Raw genomic sequence first — 16,871 nt, 5'->3', positions numbered from 1 at the left:
CACCAGTTATTCTGGCTTTAATTTTTCAAAAGTTTATCATTCAGGGGTTAACAGCCGGATCGGTGAAAGGGTAAATATTCTTAATAGTATCGTACCAGGTAGGAAGGATAGTTTCTCCTACTACTTTTATGGCAGAAAATGGGGTGAAAATCCAAAATTCGACATGCCATGGCATGTCGCTACATTAAATGAAGAACGGGCACAATACATTGTACCCCTGAATTATTAATTCTTTTGTGGGGCTTGATTTATCATGCCCGTGGATATTTAGGATAGACTTTCATGCTGCTTTACAGCATTAGTTGATGATGATAAGAGTTGCCCCCTCACCCTGATCCTTTTCCACGGAGGGGCGAGGGAAAAATAAGTTCCCCCTTTAGCAAAAGGAGTAAGGGGGATTTGAATTTTTGGAAACCAATCGAATCCTGAATGTTCTCTCTTTAGGCAAAGGGAGAGAAAAAAAAGATTGAACTCATGAGATTGCCACGTCACTTCGTTCCTCGCAATGACGATTCAGAGTTCGAAGGTGAGGATGAGGGTGAAAGCACAAAATGAAATCCTGGTTGGTTGCTCTAAAAGAAAACCTTTAAAAAACGTTCTGGTACTTTCAAGGTAGATAAATTTTTATTCACTGTTATAAATAGGAAGATTATAAAAAAATAAAAGAAGGAGGTGTAATCAGAATAAGATTATTTTGAGTAGAATAAAACCAAATTTGGAGGTAAAAATATGAAAACCCAAAAAAATGTTTGGATTTTATTGTTAGCAATGGTTTGGATTTTATCTATAGTAATGGTTAGTAATAGCCAGGAACAAATTGCAGTCATTATGCCTCGTCATGAGATGGATGTTAAGGGTTTGTGGGAACAACAAACCCGAGAATTTGAAAAAGAAACCGGTATCAAAGTAGAATTAATCACCATGGCCTGGGACCGAGTGGCGGATAAAGTTCTCACCGAATTGGCTGCAGGTGGAACATCTTTTGATGTTATCGAATTTGATAATGCCTGGGTAGCTAAGTTTAATGAAGCCGGTTGGTTGGTTCCGCTCAACCAATATATGGAAGCTGATGTTATCGATCAAATGTTACCAGGTTTAGTGAATACTTTCAGTGTCGATGGCACTCTTTATGGTATTGTATGGAATAACGATACCCGTTTTTTCATGTATAACGGAAAGAAGTTAAAAGATGCTGGTATTGCTGAACCTCCACATACCTGGGCAGAATTTGTCGAGCAGTCACAGAAAATGATTACCGCCAACTTGATTCAATACGGAAGCAGTGAAGCTGCTGAACAAAGCCAATCTCTTGCGAATTGGCATACCTTTATAAGCTATAGCTTTGGTTCTGATCTGTTTAACAATGAAGGGAAACCAACCTTTTTAGAACAACCAGCGATCGATGCTCTCACTTTCATGGCTGATTGCTTCCTGAATACCAAGGTCATTGATCCAGCCTCGCTCACCATGAACCAGGAAATGACCGCTAATGTTTTTTATAATGGAAGTACAGCCTTTTTCCCCCAAGCTTGGCCAGGTGTTTATAACGCCTCAAACGACCCATCAATTTCGCAAATAGTTGGAGAAATTGAAATAGCTGAATATATCCCGGCAGTAAAACCAGAATATCAAGCAACCTTGAACCTTCCAGAAGCTTTGGCTATTCCAGCAACATCAAAAAATCCCGAAGCAGCCTGGAAATATATTGAATATATGACCAGTCCGGAGAGAGACAAAGTTCGTTCTTTGGAAATCGGAACTCTTCCGATCTGGAAGGCTCATTTTGAAGATCCCGAGCTATTGGCTCTCTATCCTTATTGGAAAAATTTCGGAAAACAAGCAGAATTTGCCCGAGCTCTTCCTCAGCTCACCTGGTATGATGAGTGGTCCTATGCTGAACAGATTGAAGTTCAGAATGCTTTAATGGGAACCAAAACTCCGCAGGAAGCCCTCCAAAGCATGTACGATGCTATTGAGAAAAACATTCAATAAAAGATAAACCAAGGCGAGAGGGTCCTCTCGCCTTGGTTTAAATCCAAAAATTGGAAAGCGTAAAAAAATCTCTATTAATACTGATAGACATAAGGTGGAAATTGTAAAAACCTCACCTATTTATATCAACCACTGCTTCCCTTTTAGCATTTTTTACCAAAGGTGAATTGATAATTTTCAACTTCGCAGTCGTTGTGGTAAGTTCTTTCTGCTAAAAGAATGAGCACGTTAACCGGTTGATCTCCTTTGGCATATGCGGCGTGATGCCATACTCCAATTTTTAGTCTGACCAAGGTAAGTTTGGGAACTTCGAAGATTTCGACTTTCATATCTTCAGATTTTTCTGCTGAAGCACCAACATGGATAAGCACGTCTCCATCAAGAGGCAACATTCCCTCTTCAGTATCGTTATGATGTTCGGTAACTTCAATTTTTAAGTCACGAGGGAAAACCCGACATAAGGAGACTCCCAGGATTGAACTTCCTAAATTTTGCAAAACTAAATCAGGATAAAATTCAATTGGTGGTTGTCCGATTCTTTGGTATTTTTCTGGACTGACCTTATCGATTTGAACAAAATCTCCATATTTTTGGAATGTTTCATAAGTAAGTGGTTGGATTTGAACGGTGCTCATAAGGCTCTCTCCTTTAGTATTTTGTATTAAATAATTTTTTATTTTCTTATTGTAACAATTTTTTGAGAAATGGTCGATTTAATAAATCCTGGAACAAGCAATGATTGGAAATGCAGGAAAGAATTGATCGTGTGAGAGTGAATAATGATCATTAAATAAGAAAGCACGCCATCTCGAATCCTTTTTAAGGAGTTATGATTCATTTTTTTTCAATTTTAAAACGAAATGATTCTGCAACCCAGCAAAGCTGTTGATATCCGGTGAAAAACCGGTGAATAAAAAGTCTTTTGCACAGCAATTAAAGCTATTTCGCTTAATATTGAAGTTATCCACAAAAACCATCCGGATGAAGTTTCGTATATAAAATTATCATGTAATAGGGGGAAGATATTTATGGTAGTCCAGGTGGGTAGAGGAATATTTTGGGTTGTAAATGATATTCGGATACTCCAAAAAAAAGATGGTTCTTTTTGGTTGTTATTTGATGATCGGGTAATTGAGCTCAATCGGGATCAAATTCAAGCTTTTGGTTTTGATTCTTATGATATTTTCCCGGTTGAAGACTGGGAAGTTGAAGTTAAGGCAGAATTTTCAGAACAGTAAATTTCCAACCTGTATTAGCACCAGAAAATTATGTCATGAAAAAGAAATTAAATAGAAATTTGAAAAAAATCAGCTCCGACGAAAACCCTAAAATGAGGTATAAAATTATTCCAACCTCGATCTCACTCAACCAGGTTTTTCCCGTTCCTTGTTATCTAAACGATGAAATTATCCTGTTGGAAAGTGATGTTCAGTACGATGATACTTAACTCATTTCTGTTTACTCTTCACTGGTTTTGGGATATGAGGTTTTAAAAAACCATTTCGATACGCTTCAAGGGCAATAACCCGTAATGCTTTCAAATTGACTTCGTCATTGACTTCGGGAAAAATTTTCCACATTTTACAGTCTTGAGTTTTAACTCCACAGATAAGATAAACATCGTTATTGATTTGTTGGTATTGAAATCTATCTTTTTGACTGCTTTGTAATAAAAGTTCAGAGAGTTCTTTTAGATTGAATGTGTATATATATTCTTCAAAATTCATGCTTATCACTCCATTTATTTGCTATCTCTATTTGTTACAACCCAAAAGAATAAGATTTATGCCAGGTGTCATAATAATACGATCATAAATAATTAGAAAATTAATAGGTAAGATATAAAAAGATTGGTCGATAAGACCTTTCTCAGTTATAATCCTTTTATGAAAAAATATTCCTTAATATGGTTTTTTATCCTAATCATCCTGGTTGTTCTTTCTAAGCCGGTATTTCCTCAACGTTTTGATCCTTATTTGGATTGGCGGGAAATGGATACCGGTCATTTTCTGGTGGTTTTTCCAGCTTCTTTAAAGGATGTAGCCTTAGAAGTTGCCATACTTGCCGAAGGTATTCTTTCTCAAATCGAAACTTTCCTCAACACCACTCTTTCTTTTCGACCGGCAATCGTCCTGGCAGATAATACCGATATTCCCAATGGCCAAGCCGATCCTCTTCAAGGCGAAATCCATTTGGTTATCTCTCAACCTTACAACCAATTTTTAGGAACTAAGTTTCGAAACTGGATACATATGGTTTTGGCTCACGAATTAACCCATATGCTTCATCTTGAAGCAGCAAGTCCCGAAATCAAACGTTGGCGAAAACTTTTAGGATATGTAGTCCTTCCCAATGTTATTCAACCAATGTGGGCATGGGAAGGATATGCCATGTATGCTGAAAATCACTTTGGTACCCAAGGTCGGTTGTCTGATACATTATACGATATGTATTTGAGAGAAATGGCTTTGGGGAATCATTTCGAACCCTCTCATCTCTTAGGTGGATACAGCTATCTTGACCGATGGCCAGGTCAGAATGGCTGCTATATCTATGGTGCCAGTATTTGTCAATTCATTGCCGATTATTTTGGTGAGAAAAAATTAGGTGAGATTAGTACTCTTTGTTCGGATAACTTTCATATTTATGGATTTGATCGGGCACTTAAAAAAGCCATCGGTGTTGATACCGATGAATTGTGGAAGCTCTGGGAGGAAAATCTTAAGGAAAAATACCAAAACCAATACCAAAAAATTCAATGCCAAAAAACAACCCTAATTTCTTTTATAACTGATCGAGGGTATTATGTATCCGGCTTAAGCCTTTCTCCTGACGGAGAGAAGTTAATTTACTCATTATCCCACCCTCAATTTATCTCAGGATTACGGCTTCGTGACCTAAAAGGTAGCCAGGAGCGCTTAATAGTCAAGGGCTCAATCGTTGGAAGTCCAGTTTTTTCCCACGATGAAAGATATTTAGTCTATTCAAAAATGGTTCCAGAAAAATATTATTCCTGGTTTGATATCTTTTGCTATGATTTGGATACCGGGAAAGAAAGTAGGCTGACTCATGGCCTTCGGGCTTTTAGTCCATTTTTCCAAAATGGAAAAGTGTTTTTTCTAAGAAGGAATGTTTTTCCCGAAAGTCTATGCTCTATTGACCCTACCTCAGGAAAGATAGAATCAGTTTCTGAATTTCCTTCTTCATTCCGGCCTATTCAAGCCACGATTGATCCAACGGGAAAAACTATGGTGATAAGCGGTTGGAAAAACGGCTTCCTTGACTTGGCATTTTTAACTGAAGATGAAGGACTTCATTTTATTACTTCAGATGGTTATGCCGATCTCTCCCCTTCTTTCTCTCCCGATGGGAAAATATTATTTTTTTCTTCAGACCGAAATGGCGTGTACAATGTTTATGCATATTATCTTGATACTGGTGAATACTATCAGGTAACCAATGTGGTGAACGGATTGTTTGAACCGATATATAATGGACATAAATTTTACGGCATTGCTTACCACCGATCAGGATTCGATGTCTCAGAATTTCTATCGGATATCCATAGCTGGAAAAAGATAGAAGTAGAACCACAAGGAATTCCAGATTTACTGGATAAAACCCCTCCAACCCAGAATTTTGAAGATAAGCCCTATCAGGCGACCAAACATCTTTTTCCTCGTTATTGGGTTCCACTCCTCTGGGGTGGAACAACCAGTGCACGGGATTACCTGGGGTTTCATTCCTATTCACTTTCCTATCAAAGTGATTTACAAGAAAATTTCACCACGACATTTTCCTATCAGGGTTTGTTTGTGGATCCGGAAATCGATTTTTGGTTCTCCTTAGACCAGGAGAAATATCAGTATTCCCTCTCATTCGGTTATCCAATTTTTTTGCCTCACCAAAATCAGCTCAATTTCTGTGCCGGATATGAAAAGATTTATCGAGATGACAGCCTATATTCGGGATGTTGGGAAGGATTTTTTCTAAGTCATGACGGTTCTTTTGTTGGTGGGAATGACTCTTGGGTTACCAAACAATCTATTAACTTAACCTATCAAAATGGGAAGTACGAGGTGTATCCTGCCCAAAAAACTCTGTTTACGTGGGAAATGCAATCCTTTCGAGCCGGGAATATCGATCATTCCTGGTATGCTCAAATGGCTGTGGGGTATAGCACGCTTCCCCAGGATTTTGCAATCGGCGGTCGAGATTCATTGTGGGGAATCGCTGGTTATCCCAAAGAATTCCTTCGAGGAAAAATTGCCGGCCGTTTTGAGTTGAGGTATGAATTTTCAGTAATAACTCTTGACCAACCCCTCTTCAGCCTGGGGTTAGTCAAGAGCATCCATGGAAAAATATACTGGATTGAGTCAGCAGCTGGAGAAAGCTGGAACACCTTAGATTGGATTGGAAGCATCGGGAGCGAACTTTCTCTTCAAAGTTATTTATCCGAAGGTTTCCCACTTGATTTAACTTTGGGATATGCTCATCCTTTAGAGCCCAATTGCTCCGGCGAATGGTACTTGACTCTCAGTACTCGTTTTCGTTAATAGCTTTATAGCATCTAAAAACGATTCAAAATAAAAAATAACTCCATTAGCCAGTGGTTGCCATTTTCTGGAGCTGCTCCATCATATACATATAGTTCTGAAGAGGGACATCCGGTGGAACCAAGTGGTCGACAATTGGATAGTATCCACCCTGTTCAAGAAGCCAGGGAATTTTTTTCAATTCTTCATCGACCTCTTTTTTTCCTTTGGTGAGCTCTCGTTTGTCAATGCCTCCGGCAATAATTAAATCTCTTCCATATTTTTTCCGCATAGCAATCGGATCCGAGCCAGCTTGGACTTCCATAGGAAAGATTCCATTTACTCCACCCTCAATAAGAAGTGGAACTAATTCGTCAACATTTCCATCACAATCAAGCAGAAAAACATCTACTCCATTCTTTCGGAGAAAATCAGTGAGAATTTGGTAACGAGGAACCATCATTTCCTTCACAATTTTTGGTGAGACTAATAAACCACTCCGGTAACACATGTCTTCCCAAAGATTAACAAAGTCAAAAGTAATTCCAGCAGCAAATATTTTTTTAAAAATTTCCAGTGAGAAATAAACCATATGATCCATCATTTCTTCAATGAGCTTGGGATCGTCGTAAAGGGTATAACTGATGCCGGTTAATCCCATCATATCACGGAAAATTCCAAAAAGGCTAATAGCCGAAACACCGAGAACAAAATCTCTTTCATTCCAAGATTTTCCTTGAAGGTGAGGATCACGTTGAAAATCGGTATTACTGATAACCTGCCAGTTTTCTAAAAACCGAGTAGGAGTTAATGGATCGAAACGGGTTTTAAATGACTCCCAGGTTTTCCGATTGGGAACTGGATAACGAATAAATTGAGGCATATTGGTTGGATCTTTTTTTGAAAAACGGACTACCCCTCCATCGATTTCCAGGATCACCACGGTATTTTCATCTTCTTCTAAGACTTTTCTTTCAAACTGAGGATCAACTGCTATAGGCCAGGGAGCATTATGGTAGGGACGTAAACTTAGAGTGAGAGTGTTTACGGGGAGATATTCAACCCGATCTTTTCCTAAACTAACATAATCATAAGGGCTGACATTGGCTGGTATCCCCTCCCGCCGCCAGCGTTCCACAGTTTCAAACCAGAACCAATGTCGGAAAACAAATGGGTCTCCAAAGCGTTGAAAGTGAGCAATTTTTAAAAATCTTTCACGATCATTCATATCTATCCTCTCTTTCGTTTTATAAATTAAGCAATCTTTCCTTATTATAAGATATATTTTATATAAAATTTGTTGAATAAATTTATTAGAAAAAATCGCATTCTTGATTAGCTTGCGATATACTACCCCTAAGTAATGGAGGGGGACCATGATAAATTGTTATGCAAAAAAAATCTTAGAGATTATCCCCAAAGAATACCAACTGATTATCGGTGAGATTGTTTTAATTGGGGTCTTTTTCTTTGTAGCTTCACCATCAACACTGTTCTTTCATAGTACCATGGGGGTTATGAGCCTCCTAATTGCTTATAATATCTTATTTCTTGGCACGAATTATTTACGGCTATCTTCCCAACCCTTCATTTTTAGTATCAGCATTTTATCGATTGTTTATATTCTGATTGATTTTATACGAATTTTTCTTTTTTGGAGAAATCCCTTTTTATTGAGAAATATTATTGACTTGACCATCCAGCTCTGGTTGATTGCTCGTTTTGCTGAGTGTGCAATTTTTTTAATCGGCTTTCTTGCTTGGTTTAAAAGATACCGTTTTTTATATTTAGGACTTATTTATTTAGGCTTAGTAATATTTTTATTTTGTAGTTCATTTCTATGGAACATATTTCCTCAAAGTTATCAACCCGGCTTAGGATTAACCAATTTTTCTTTAGTGAGTGAATATATCATCAGCGCTTTTATTTATATAACCTTGTCTATTCTTCTTTTTTGGAAAAAGAAAATTTCCGTTTCAGTACTTCGTCCGCTCATTATTTCCTTGATTCTTAGTATTGGAGCGGAAGTGGTATTCACCATGCTTCGTAACCAATATGGATTTATGATCGAATGGCGGGTTACTGTCAAGTTTTTATCTCTTCTCTTTATTTCTCAGGCAGTTGTCCAGACTATTCAAAATAGAAGTGGAAAGACCCGTTTATCGAATTATTGGTGGAGTCATTTTAAGCAAAATTCCCAACCCCAGGGAGAAACCGACGACTCTAAATTAGGCCAGGTCTCTTTTTCTCCCGATAATTTTAATCTTCCTAATCATATCCAATCTTTAGTTGATAATGCTCAGGACCTTCTCTTCCGTTTCCAGGCGGTTGAACCCATGAAGCTGGAGTATATTAATCCAGCAGTAGAAAGAATAATCGGATTCACCCCATCTGAATTTTATGCCGACCCTACTCTTTTTATTCAAAGAGTATTTCCTGAGGATCGACCACTTTTGGATTTATATTTAAAAAATCCCACAGCTCTTGATAAACCTCTTGCCATCCGAATGATTCGTAAAGATGGCACCACTATCTGGATGGAACATAAATATGTGCCGGTTTATAACCGCAGAAAAAAAACTATAGCTATAGAGGGAATTGCTCGAGATATTACTGAGAGAAAGATAGCCGAAGAAAAGATTCGATATATCAGTTTCCATGACCCACTTACCGGGTTATACAATCGAGCTTTTTTTGAAGAAGAGATTTCCCGTCAAAATTTTCCTGAAAACCACCCAATCGGTATTATTTTAGGAGATGTAAATGAAATTCACTTAGTAAATGAAAGGTTTGGTCATCAGGAGGGTGATCGAATTCTTATTGATACCGCTAATATCTTGAAGAGGTTTTCTCGAAATCAAGATATTTTAGCCCGCTGGGATGAAGATGAATTCATACTTTTAATACCTCAAGTCGACAATGAATATCTCCAGTTTACCGTAGAATCAATACAAAAAGAATTACATAATATCGAAACCAATCCTCTCCAAGTCAGTATTTCCTTTGGATATGCTGTGAAAGAAAATCAGGATCGATTGATAACTGAAGTTATTGAAACAGCTGAAGGATGGATGTATTGGAACAAATTGACGAGAAGTAATGAATTAAGTCAAGATCTGGTTACCGCTATAGAAAAGTCGCTTCGTAAAATTACTCAAGAAACCGAAACTCATTCCGATCGACTCCAAAAAATTACCCAAAAAATTGGCCAAGAATTAGGGTTTTCCCAAGAAGAACTCCATCACTTGAACCTTTTAGCTCGGCTGCACGATTTGGGGAAAATTGCTACTCCCAAATCAATATTAAATAAATCTGGGCTTCTTTCTCCGAAAGAATGGGATATGGTAAAACGACATCCCAAGATTGGCTATCAGATCGCCTTGAATTCTTCAGAATTAATCCCGATTGCGGAAGCTATTCTTTCTCATCACGAAAGATGGGATGGGACTGGTTATCCCCAAGGATTAAAGGGGGATGCTATTCCTCTCCTATCAAGGGTTGTAGCAATTGCCGATACCTATGACGTTTTGGTTGATGGAAGAACCTATAAGAAACCGATATCCAAAAAAGAAGCTTTGAATGAGATAAAAAAAGGTGCAGGTTATCAGTTCGACCCGCACCTGGTTGAAGTATTTCTAAGAGTAATGAGTCAATAGGTATTATATAATTTCGAATCGCTCATTGTTTCTTGTCACTGTCTTTTATTTTACTTCTACCCATTGATTGTTTTTGGAGCTTTTTAGAATTGCTTCACACAAAAGTACTTCTCGAAGGCCATCTTTAAAACCCGGATAATTTTTCGGAGCGGATGGATCCAAAACAGCTTGATACACTTCTTTGAAGAGTTGTTTCGAGGTATCAGGGAAACCTTCGTTGTGCCCTCCAGGGAAAGAAACAATTTTTCTGGTTTCACTGTCTAAGAGCGAAGGATCTTTTAAGAGCGTTTGATTAGCTTGATCTCGATAACCAATCCAGAGTTCGTTGGGTTTTTCCGAATCCCAGGCAATTGCTTTTTGAGAGCCATCTATTTCAAAGTACAAGCGATTTTTTCTTCCAGCTGCGACCTGATTCACGGTTAACACACCATGACCTCCATTCCCAAAACGGAGAAGAACAGTGGCGTAATCTTCAGTGTTAATTGCAATGTCTTGGTAATCTTCCGGATGAAGAATTTTTCCTGCATAGGTTTCAACTGGTTTCAAGGGTTTTTTCCGAATGGGATAGAAAGTAGCAAAGTCAGCTAATACTTGGATGATTTTTTCACCAGTAACGAATTCAACCATATCCAACCAATGAGAACCGACATCAGCAACCGCACGGGATTCGCCACTCATGCTGGATTCCAATCTCCAATTATAATCAGTAGGATAGAATAGCCAATCTTGTAAATAAGACCCGTGAACAGCAAAAATTTCCCCAAGCTCGCCCTTCTTAACCTTGCGTTGTGATTCTCGAGCTAAGGGATAATAACGAATATTGAAGTGGACAGCATTGATTAAACCTTTTTTATCAGCTAATTCAACCAGCTCTTCTGCTTCCTGGCGGTTCATAGCCAAAGGCTTTTCACAAATAACATGCTTTCCAGCCTCTAATGCTTCTTTGCTCATTTGAAAATGAAGATGGTTGGGAGTACAGATGTGTACTATTTGAATTTTATCGTCTTTTAGTAAATCGCGGTAATTTCCAAAATGGTTTTTCACGTCATACTGGAGAGCTTTATTCTGGGCAATTTCATCGTTAACATCAGCAAGGCTAATGACATCAGCTAAAAAAGTTCGCCGTGCTGCCTCGATATGGGCAGGACCAATAAAGCCAGTTCCAATCACACCAACTTTAAGTGAATGATTCATATCGCTTCCTCCTTTATAGATATTATGATTTATAAAGATATTGAAAAAAGACTATCCTGAAAATACAGGAACGAGTAAAAAATGTTGTCATCCTGAGCCCTCACTTTTTTAGGAGCGTGAGGCGGGAAACGGTTCGGGATTGGTTTTTTTCCCTGTTCTTTCAAATCCCCCCTACCCCCTTTTCTAAAGGGAGAGATTGATCCTTATCCTAAAAGGTAAATACAATACCAATAATTAATTTAATTAGAATTTATGGGGGTTTGATCAATCAAGCCCCTACCAAAGAATATAAAATTGTAGGAGTACAATGTATTGTGCCCATTCTTTAATTAATGTAGCGACCTGCCATGGCATGTCGAATCTTGGATTTTCATCTTCATTTGGTGCCACAATGCAGCATACGAGTTTATCATTATTATCTCAAGCCTTGATTATTCTAATTGCTGGACATTTCTTCAGAAGTGATGATTGGGCAATGTTTGATGAATAAGCTTACTAAATTCGGATCAAATTGACTACCAGAATAATGTAAGAGCTCGTTAATCGCCTCTTCTTTGGTAAGAGGTGATTGATAAGGTCGGCCGCATCTCATGGCATCATAGGCGTCGGCAATAGCCATAATCCTAGCTAAGAGGGGGATGTTCTCTTTGGAAAGACCTCGGGGATAGCCAGTCCCATCCCATCGTTCATGATGTGCCCAAATAGTATCAGCGATGGTAGATATTTGATGTATAGCCTGGGCTATACGATAACCGATTTCTGGATGTTTTTTTATTTTTTTCCATCCGTCTTCATTGAGCGGGCCGGCTTGGGAGAGAAAGTCTATATCCATATTGATTTTACCTAAGTCATGGAGGTCGGCTAAATACATGAGTTCTTCCTCTGAATAGGGAAGATTGAGAACCATTCCAAACCAGAGACAAAGTCGACAGAGATCAGTTGAATGCCAGGTTTTCGGTTTAAGATTGTTGATAAAAGTTGAAAGCATTTTACGTCGGTAATGGTCAGATTCTATTAATTTTTCCTGGTACATGTTTTCTTCCGCATCAATAATGATTTTCTTAAAATCCTGAATGGGTAAAGATTTTGTCGAAACCCCGAGTGAAATGCTAATGGGGATTAAATTGTTCTCCTGCATTTGACATTCATTTCGGATTCGATCACAAATTTGTATTGCCGTCTCACGGTCGGTCTGGGGAAGGATAATGGCATATTCATCTCCTCCCCAGCGGCTGATTATGTCTTCCTGGCGGCAACATTTTTGTAATATTTCAGCAGTTTTTTTAAGAAGTTGGTCTCCTTCTAAGTGCCCAAAGGTATCGTTTAATATTTTTAATCCATTCACATCACCAATTATGACACTAAGAGGATGCTGTCGCTCAGTGTTTAGCCTTTTTAACTCTTCTTCAAAAAAGGGTCGGTTATAGAGCCCAGTCAAGCTATCGTGAAGGCTAATATATTGAAGTTTGTCTTCCGCCTCTTTCTTTGCAGTAACATTCTCTCCAGTGATGATCATTTCCTTAAGTTTTCCCAATTCATCAAAAATTGGAAAAATTTTATACTGTAACCAAAACTTTTTCTCCCATCGGGAGGTGTATTCCCCATCCTTTGATATTACTTGGTTTTTTATCAATTGTTTATAATCATCATTAAAAAACGGTTGTTCCGGGACAAAAAGATTTGCAAGGTTAGTATGAAGTATTTCTTCCTTATGAGTTGCTCCTAATATCTCCAACATGTGTTGGTTGATATCAAGAATTTCCCCACTAACATCAACTTTTAAAATACCAATTGGAGTTTTTTCGAAAAGATCTCGATAGTTTTTTTCGCTATCTTTAATTCTTTTTTCATTATATTGCTGCTGAGTTATATCACGCCCTACCAAAAGAATTCCTTTTTTGCTACCTTGGAGAAGACAGGGGCTTGAGCTCCAATCAATAATTTTTTGAAATTCATCTTTATGGGAAGGAAACTCGGTAATGAAATGGGCATCAGAAAGAGAACTCCCAAAATTTTGATTTTGGATGATATCTTCAATGGATACCGATGAAATTGCAGTTTTGAATAATTCCCGACAATCTTTTCCTAAGGTATTTTCACCGAAAAAGCCAATACCAGGTTGGTTAAGCCATTCTACTTGTCCTTTGTGGTCGAGTTGAAGGATAATTTCAGGAACGGCTTGAATCAAAGATGTTTGTTTTTCTTCGACCTGTCTAAGCTTTTTAAGAACCTGAAAAAGTCGAATGCTGATGTAGGTGAGAATGATTAAAAAAGCAAAAAAGGTAAGGAAAAGTTCCCGGTACGATTTATAAAAGAGATAAAGACCAGCAATCCAATAGGAAGCGGTTTTTGCTCCCTGATTAGGATTTCCTGGGGAAGGTGAAAGAAAGAACACCCAGGTTTCCGGACTCGTTGTTGACCTCCCAAAGGAGACATCTTTCCACTGTGGACCAAAGGTGACGACATCAATGGTTGTGTCCCCATCTGGTTCAGTTAAAATAATGCTCTCCCCGGTTTTAGAAAGCTCAAAATCGAGATGAAGCGGACCATGATCAGGTCTCCCATCAGCGATTAGAACGATAAAACCACCATCAGGAATGATCGTTTCCTGATGATATCCTTCCGGAATCTGCCATTTTAAGGGATCGTCTAATTTGTCGGATATAAAATAACCACTTATATCGATAGGTTGGGATGATGTATTATGAATTTCGATCCAATCATTAAGTTTTCCCGACTGGTCTAAAATTATGGAACCATTGGAAGCCATAAATTCAGTAATAAGAAGGGAGGCAAAGCTCTCTGCTGAGGTATTCCAAAAAAGGAATAGAAATATTATAAATACTACAATATATGAAGGACTTTTGAGCTCATAAAGATGCCTTATTTTCATTGAAATCATTCCTTCAAATATTTTTACCTGAAAAAATAAAAAATTTTCAATATTTTACCATACCCAAGATTTAATGAAAAATATTATTCTTTTGGGAAGGGGCACTCTTGAAGTGAGGTGGAGAAAAAAATGGCGCGCCTGGAGGGAGTTGAACCCCCAACCTTCGGATCCGAAGTCCGCGGCTCTGTCCATTGAGCTACAGGCGCACCCCTTCTTTTAATATTATAAAAAAATTTTCGAGAAAAGAAAAGAGTTAAAGCTTGGTTATTCCTGTTTGTTTTTGAACAGAATCAGATAGTAATTTTCAAATTGGATAAAATTTTGATATACTTATTAAGTTTGGTTTTATAAAAAAAATTTATATCGAGGGATGAATATGTCCGATATTTATTTACAAAAATTAGCTAAGCTTCTCCTTTCTTATTCCACCCGGGTCCAGCCCGGTGAGAAAGTCTTTATTACAGCAGAGGATGTTGCTATTCCTTGGATTGAAGCAGTTGCAACCCAAGCTTTTCAGATGGGAGCTGTGGTACGAACCATTGTCGAGCTTGATTCGGTAAGATTGGCAAAATTCCGGTATGGAAGTCGGGAGGCAGTCCACGCTGAAGACCTTTTTTTTAAAACCATTGTGGATCATGCTGATGTTTTTTTGACTGCTTGGGGAAGTTGGAACACCAAGTCTCGTACCAACATTGATTCCGAAAAAATCAAAATGAGTATACAAGCCAACGAAGCGATTCGTCGAAAATTTTCCCAAAGAATGGGAGATGGAAGTCTTCGCTGGTGTGGAACTCAGTATCCTACTCATGCCGATGCCCAGGAAGCTGGTATGAGCTTAGAAGAATACCAAGATTTTGTTTACAGAGCGGGATATCTCCATACCGAGAATCCCATTGCTGAGTGGATGCGAATTGAAAAAGATCAGGAGAAATGGATTGGTTATCTCAATTCAAAAAAAGAACTGCGTATTGTCAGCGAAAAAACCGATTTAAGGGTGGGAATTGCCGATCGTACCTGGATTAATTGTTGTGGACGAGAAAATTTCCCTGATGGAGAAATTTTTACCTCTCCAGTTGAAAATCAAATCGAAGGGCTTATTACTTTTAGTTTTCCAGGGATTTATATGGGAAAAGAAGTTGAAGATATTTCTTTAAGAGTGAGTAACGGTCATGTCGTCGAAGCCCGGGCAAAAAAAGGTGAGGATTTACTCCGTGCTCTTCTCACCACTGATAATGGAGCTGGTTTTTTTGGAGAAGTGGCTATTGGAACGAATTATCAAATCCAGCAATTTACCCGGAATATGTTGTTTGATGAAAAAATTGGAGGTACGATACACATGGCTTTGGGAGACTCGATGCTGGAAGCAGGTGGGACCAATCAATCTTCAATTCATTGGGATATGCTTTGCGATATGCGTGACCAAGGGGAGATCTATGCTGACGGAGAGTTGTTTTATAAACAAGGCAAATTTATAGAAGATGTTTTAGGGTGAAGGGTTAAATTCTAATCAAACTTTAAGGGAATTCTAAGGTTATTCTAAGGTTGGGAGGCTAAAATAGGAACAATCAGTAAAAAGTCGAAAGGAGCTGGAAATAATGAAGAAGATTTTAAGTGGTGTTACCGTAGCTCTTCTGGTTGTTCTTATGGTTAGTAGTTTTGCTTTGGCTCGTGGACGAGGAGAAAATAATTATGGGAGACAGCTGACTGGTAAAACAGTTGAAATGAGCGGAACAATACAAGCCATTGATTTTACTCCCCCACAGATTGAAATTAAAGTTGATGCGGATGGCAAAGTGATTGAGGTTGAGTTGGGTCCGGTAAAACAATACGATCCAAAGGATTTCCAAATTGGAGCTGCTATTTCTCTGACCGGTGAATTTGTTGCAGAAAATGTATTTCTTCCCTATTCCTTTAAGGTAAACAATAAGACCTATGAATTAAGAGATGCTGATGGGTATCCCCTCTGGACAGGCGGAAAAAATGATAATAGTAATCGAGGAAACCAAAACCAAAATGACAATTGGGATTGTCGGGGACGATGCAGTCGTAATCGAGATGGAAACGGTCGAGGCATGATGGAAAACCGGGGAAAATGTAATCGGTAAAAATGGTTTATATAAAGGCTGCTCATTACATGGGCAGCCTTTTTTTTTGAATTTTCCTTCTATAATTATATTCAGAGTAATTTGCATTAAGCTGAAAAATCAATTAAATTATTTTAAAGAAAAAGATGAATATATTGAGGGCATAAGATGAATATTGGAAATTCTAATCAAGTAATTTTTAAAGAAATTCAATCCGTTAGATCTCAATGGATCTGGGGGTTAGTTTTGATTCCTATAGTGGTTTTTTTGTATGGGATGATACAACAGTTAATTTTTAAAAAAACTTGGGGAAATAATCCAATGTCAGATACAGGATTATTAATCGTTGGATTGATTGTCATTATCGGTCTACCACTGTTTATGTTTTTAAATCGTTTAGAAATTCAAGTGAGTAGTTATGGGGTTTATTATCGTTATAGACCTTTTCATTTCCAATATCAGAGAATTCCAAAAGAAAACCTGGTGAGTTATCAAATTGTCCATTACCAACCTTTGC

General features: G+C 38.1%; 13 protein-coding genes and 1 tRNA gene. 8 read left to right on the top strand and 6 right to left on the bottom strand.

From position 1 onward, the window contains the following. Positions 1–229 (top strand): hypothetical protein (locus PLK24_RS02635; RefSeq protein WP_324476212.1); only part of this gene is annotated, 229 nt, incomplete at its 5' end. Positions 230–729: 500 nt separating this feature from the next. Next, on the top strand, positions 730–1,992 hold the full coding sequence (locus PLK24_RS02630; protein WP_324476211.1) for an extracellular solute-binding protein: 1,263 nt from the start codon (positions 730–732) through the stop codon (positions 1,990–1,992). Positions 1,993–2,135: 143 nt separating this feature from the next. Here PLK24_RS02630 and PLK24_RS02625 read toward each other — a convergent pair whose 3' ends face one another. Further along, positions 2,136–2,627 carry an ureidoglycolate lyase gene (locus tag PLK24_RS02625; protein WP_324476210.1) on the bottom strand — a complete coding sequence of 164 codons (492 nt, stop codon included), beginning with the start codon at positions 2,625–2,627 and terminating at the stop codon, positions 2,136–2,138. Positions 2,628–3,020: 393 nt separating this feature from the next. Here PLK24_RS02625 and PLK24_RS02620 point away from each other — a divergent pair, with 393 nt between their 5' ends. After that, positions 3,021–3,230, top strand: a complete 210-nt coding sequence (locus tag PLK24_RS02620; RefSeq protein WP_324476209.1) for a hypothetical protein — start codon at positions 3,021–3,023, stop codon at positions 3,228–3,230. Positions 3,231–3,440: 210 nt separating this feature from the next. Here the strand turns inward: PLK24_RS02620 and PLK24_RS02615 are convergent, their stop codons facing one another. Continuing rightward, entirely contained in the window at positions 3,441–3,719 is a 279-nt protein-coding gene (locus tag PLK24_RS02615) for a hypothetical protein (RefSeq protein WP_324476208.1), read from the bottom strand. A 159-nt stretch (positions 3,720–3,878) separates the two neighbouring features. On the opposite strand from PLK24_RS02615, the gene PLK24_RS02610 reads away from it, so the two are divergent. Further along, complete coding sequence (locus tag PLK24_RS02610; protein WP_324476207.1) at positions 3,879–6,548, top strand: TolB family protein; 2,670 nt, start codon at positions 3,879–3,881, stop codon at positions 6,546–6,548. Between the two features lie 46 nt (positions 6,549–6,594). Here PLK24_RS02610 and PLK24_RS02605 read toward each other — a convergent pair whose 3' ends face one another. Then, positions 6,595–7,755, bottom strand: a complete 1,161-nt coding sequence (locus PLK24_RS02605) for a uroporphyrinogen decarboxylase family protein (RefSeq protein WP_324476206.1) — start codon at positions 7,753–7,755, stop codon at positions 6,595–6,597. Positions 7,756–7,903: 148 nt separating this feature from the next. On the opposite strand from PLK24_RS02605, the gene PLK24_RS02600 reads away from it, so the two are divergent. Next, on the top strand, positions 7,904–10,183 hold the full coding sequence (locus PLK24_RS02600) for an HD domain-containing phosphohydrolase (RefSeq protein ID WP_324476205.1): 2,280 nt from the start codon (positions 7,904–7,906) through the stop codon (positions 10,181–10,183). A gap of 45 nt (positions 10,184–10,228) precedes the next feature. Here PLK24_RS02600 and PLK24_RS02595 read toward each other — a convergent pair whose 3' ends face one another. The 3 genes from PLK24_RS02595 to PLK24_RS02585 form a co-directional block, all read right to left on the bottom strand. After that, positions 10,229–11,377, bottom strand: coding sequence for a Gfo/Idh/MocA family protein (locus PLK24_RS02595; protein WP_324476204.1), 1,149 nt, complete (start codon positions 11,375–11,377; stop codon positions 10,229–10,231). A gap of 436 nt (positions 11,378–11,813) precedes the next feature. Continuing rightward, a complete protein-coding gene (locus PLK24_RS02590; RefSeq protein ID WP_324476203.1) occupies positions 11,814–14,270 on the bottom strand; it encodes a diguanylate cyclase in 2,457 nt (818 codons plus the stop codon). A 130-nt stretch (positions 14,271–14,400) separates the two neighbouring features. Beyond that, positions 14,401–14,476: transfer RNA gene (locus tag PLK24_RS02585), tRNA-Arg, on the bottom strand. Between the two features lie 170 nt (positions 14,477–14,646). On the opposite strand from PLK24_RS02585, the gene PLK24_RS02580 reads away from it, so the two are divergent. The 3 genes from PLK24_RS02580 to PLK24_RS02570 all read left to right on the top strand — a co-directional run. Further along, positions 14,647–15,762 (top strand): aminopeptidase, encoded by a 1,116-nt coding sequence (locus PLK24_RS02580; protein ID WP_324476202.1) that lies wholly within the window; start codon positions 14,647–14,649, stop codon positions 15,760–15,762. Positions 15,763–15,865: 103 nt separating this feature from the next. Continuing rightward, positions 15,866–16,375 (top strand): hypothetical protein, encoded by a 510-nt coding sequence (locus tag PLK24_RS02575; RefSeq protein ID WP_324476201.1) that lies wholly within the window; start codon positions 15,866–15,868, stop codon positions 16,373–16,375. A gap of 147 nt (positions 16,376–16,522) precedes the next feature. After that, on the top strand, positions 16,523–16,871 hold a 349-nt coding region (locus PLK24_RS02570; RefSeq protein ID WP_324476200.1), incomplete at its 3' end, for a DUF6141 family protein.

The organism is Atribacter sp., assembly GCF_035418125.1.
Lineage (GTDB): Bacteria > Atribacterota > Atribacteria > Atribacterales > Atribacteraceae > Atribacter > Atribacter allofermentans.
This window is presented reverse-complemented; position numbering and strand designations above follow the sequence as displayed.

Coding starts and splice junctions, on each gene's coding strand:
- PLK24_RS02630 (WP_324476211.1), top strand. CDS start 730: ATGAAAACCCAAAAAAATGTTTGGATTTTATTGTTAGCAATGGTTTGG.
- PLK24_RS02625 (WP_324476210.1), bottom strand. CDS start 2,627: ATGAGCACCGTTCAAATCCAACCACTTACTTATGAAACATTCCAAAAA.
- PLK24_RS02620 (WP_324476209.1), top strand. CDS start 3,021: ATGGTAGTCCAGGTGGGTAGAGGAATATTTTGGGTTGTAAATGATATT.
- PLK24_RS02615 (WP_324476208.1), bottom strand. CDS start 3,719: ATGAATTTTGAAGAATATATATACACATTCAATCTAAAAGAACTCTCT.
- PLK24_RS02610 (WP_324476207.1), top strand. CDS start 3,879: ATGAAAAAATATTCCTTAATATGGTTTTTTATCCTAATCATCCTGGTT.
- PLK24_RS02605 (WP_324476206.1), bottom strand. CDS start 7,755: ATGAATGATCGTGAAAGATTTTTAAAAATTGCTCACTTTCAACGCTTT.
- PLK24_RS02600 (WP_324476205.1), top strand. CDS start 7,904: ATGATAAATTGTTATGCAAAAAAAATCTTAGAGATTATCCCCAAAGAA.
- PLK24_RS02595 (WP_324476204.1), bottom strand. CDS start 11,377: ATGAATCATTCACTTAAAGTTGGTGTGATTGGAACTGGCTTTATTGGT.
- PLK24_RS02590 (WP_324476203.1), bottom strand. CDS start 14,270: ATGAAAATAAGGCATCTTTATGAGCTCAAAAGTCCTTCATATATTGTA.
- PLK24_RS02580 (WP_324476202.1), top strand. CDS start 14,647: ATGTCCGATATTTATTTACAAAAATTAGCTAAGCTTCTCCTTTCTTAT.
- PLK24_RS02575 (WP_324476201.1), top strand. CDS start 15,866: ATGAAGAAGATTTTAAGTGGTGTTACCGTAGCTCTTCTGGTTGTTCTT.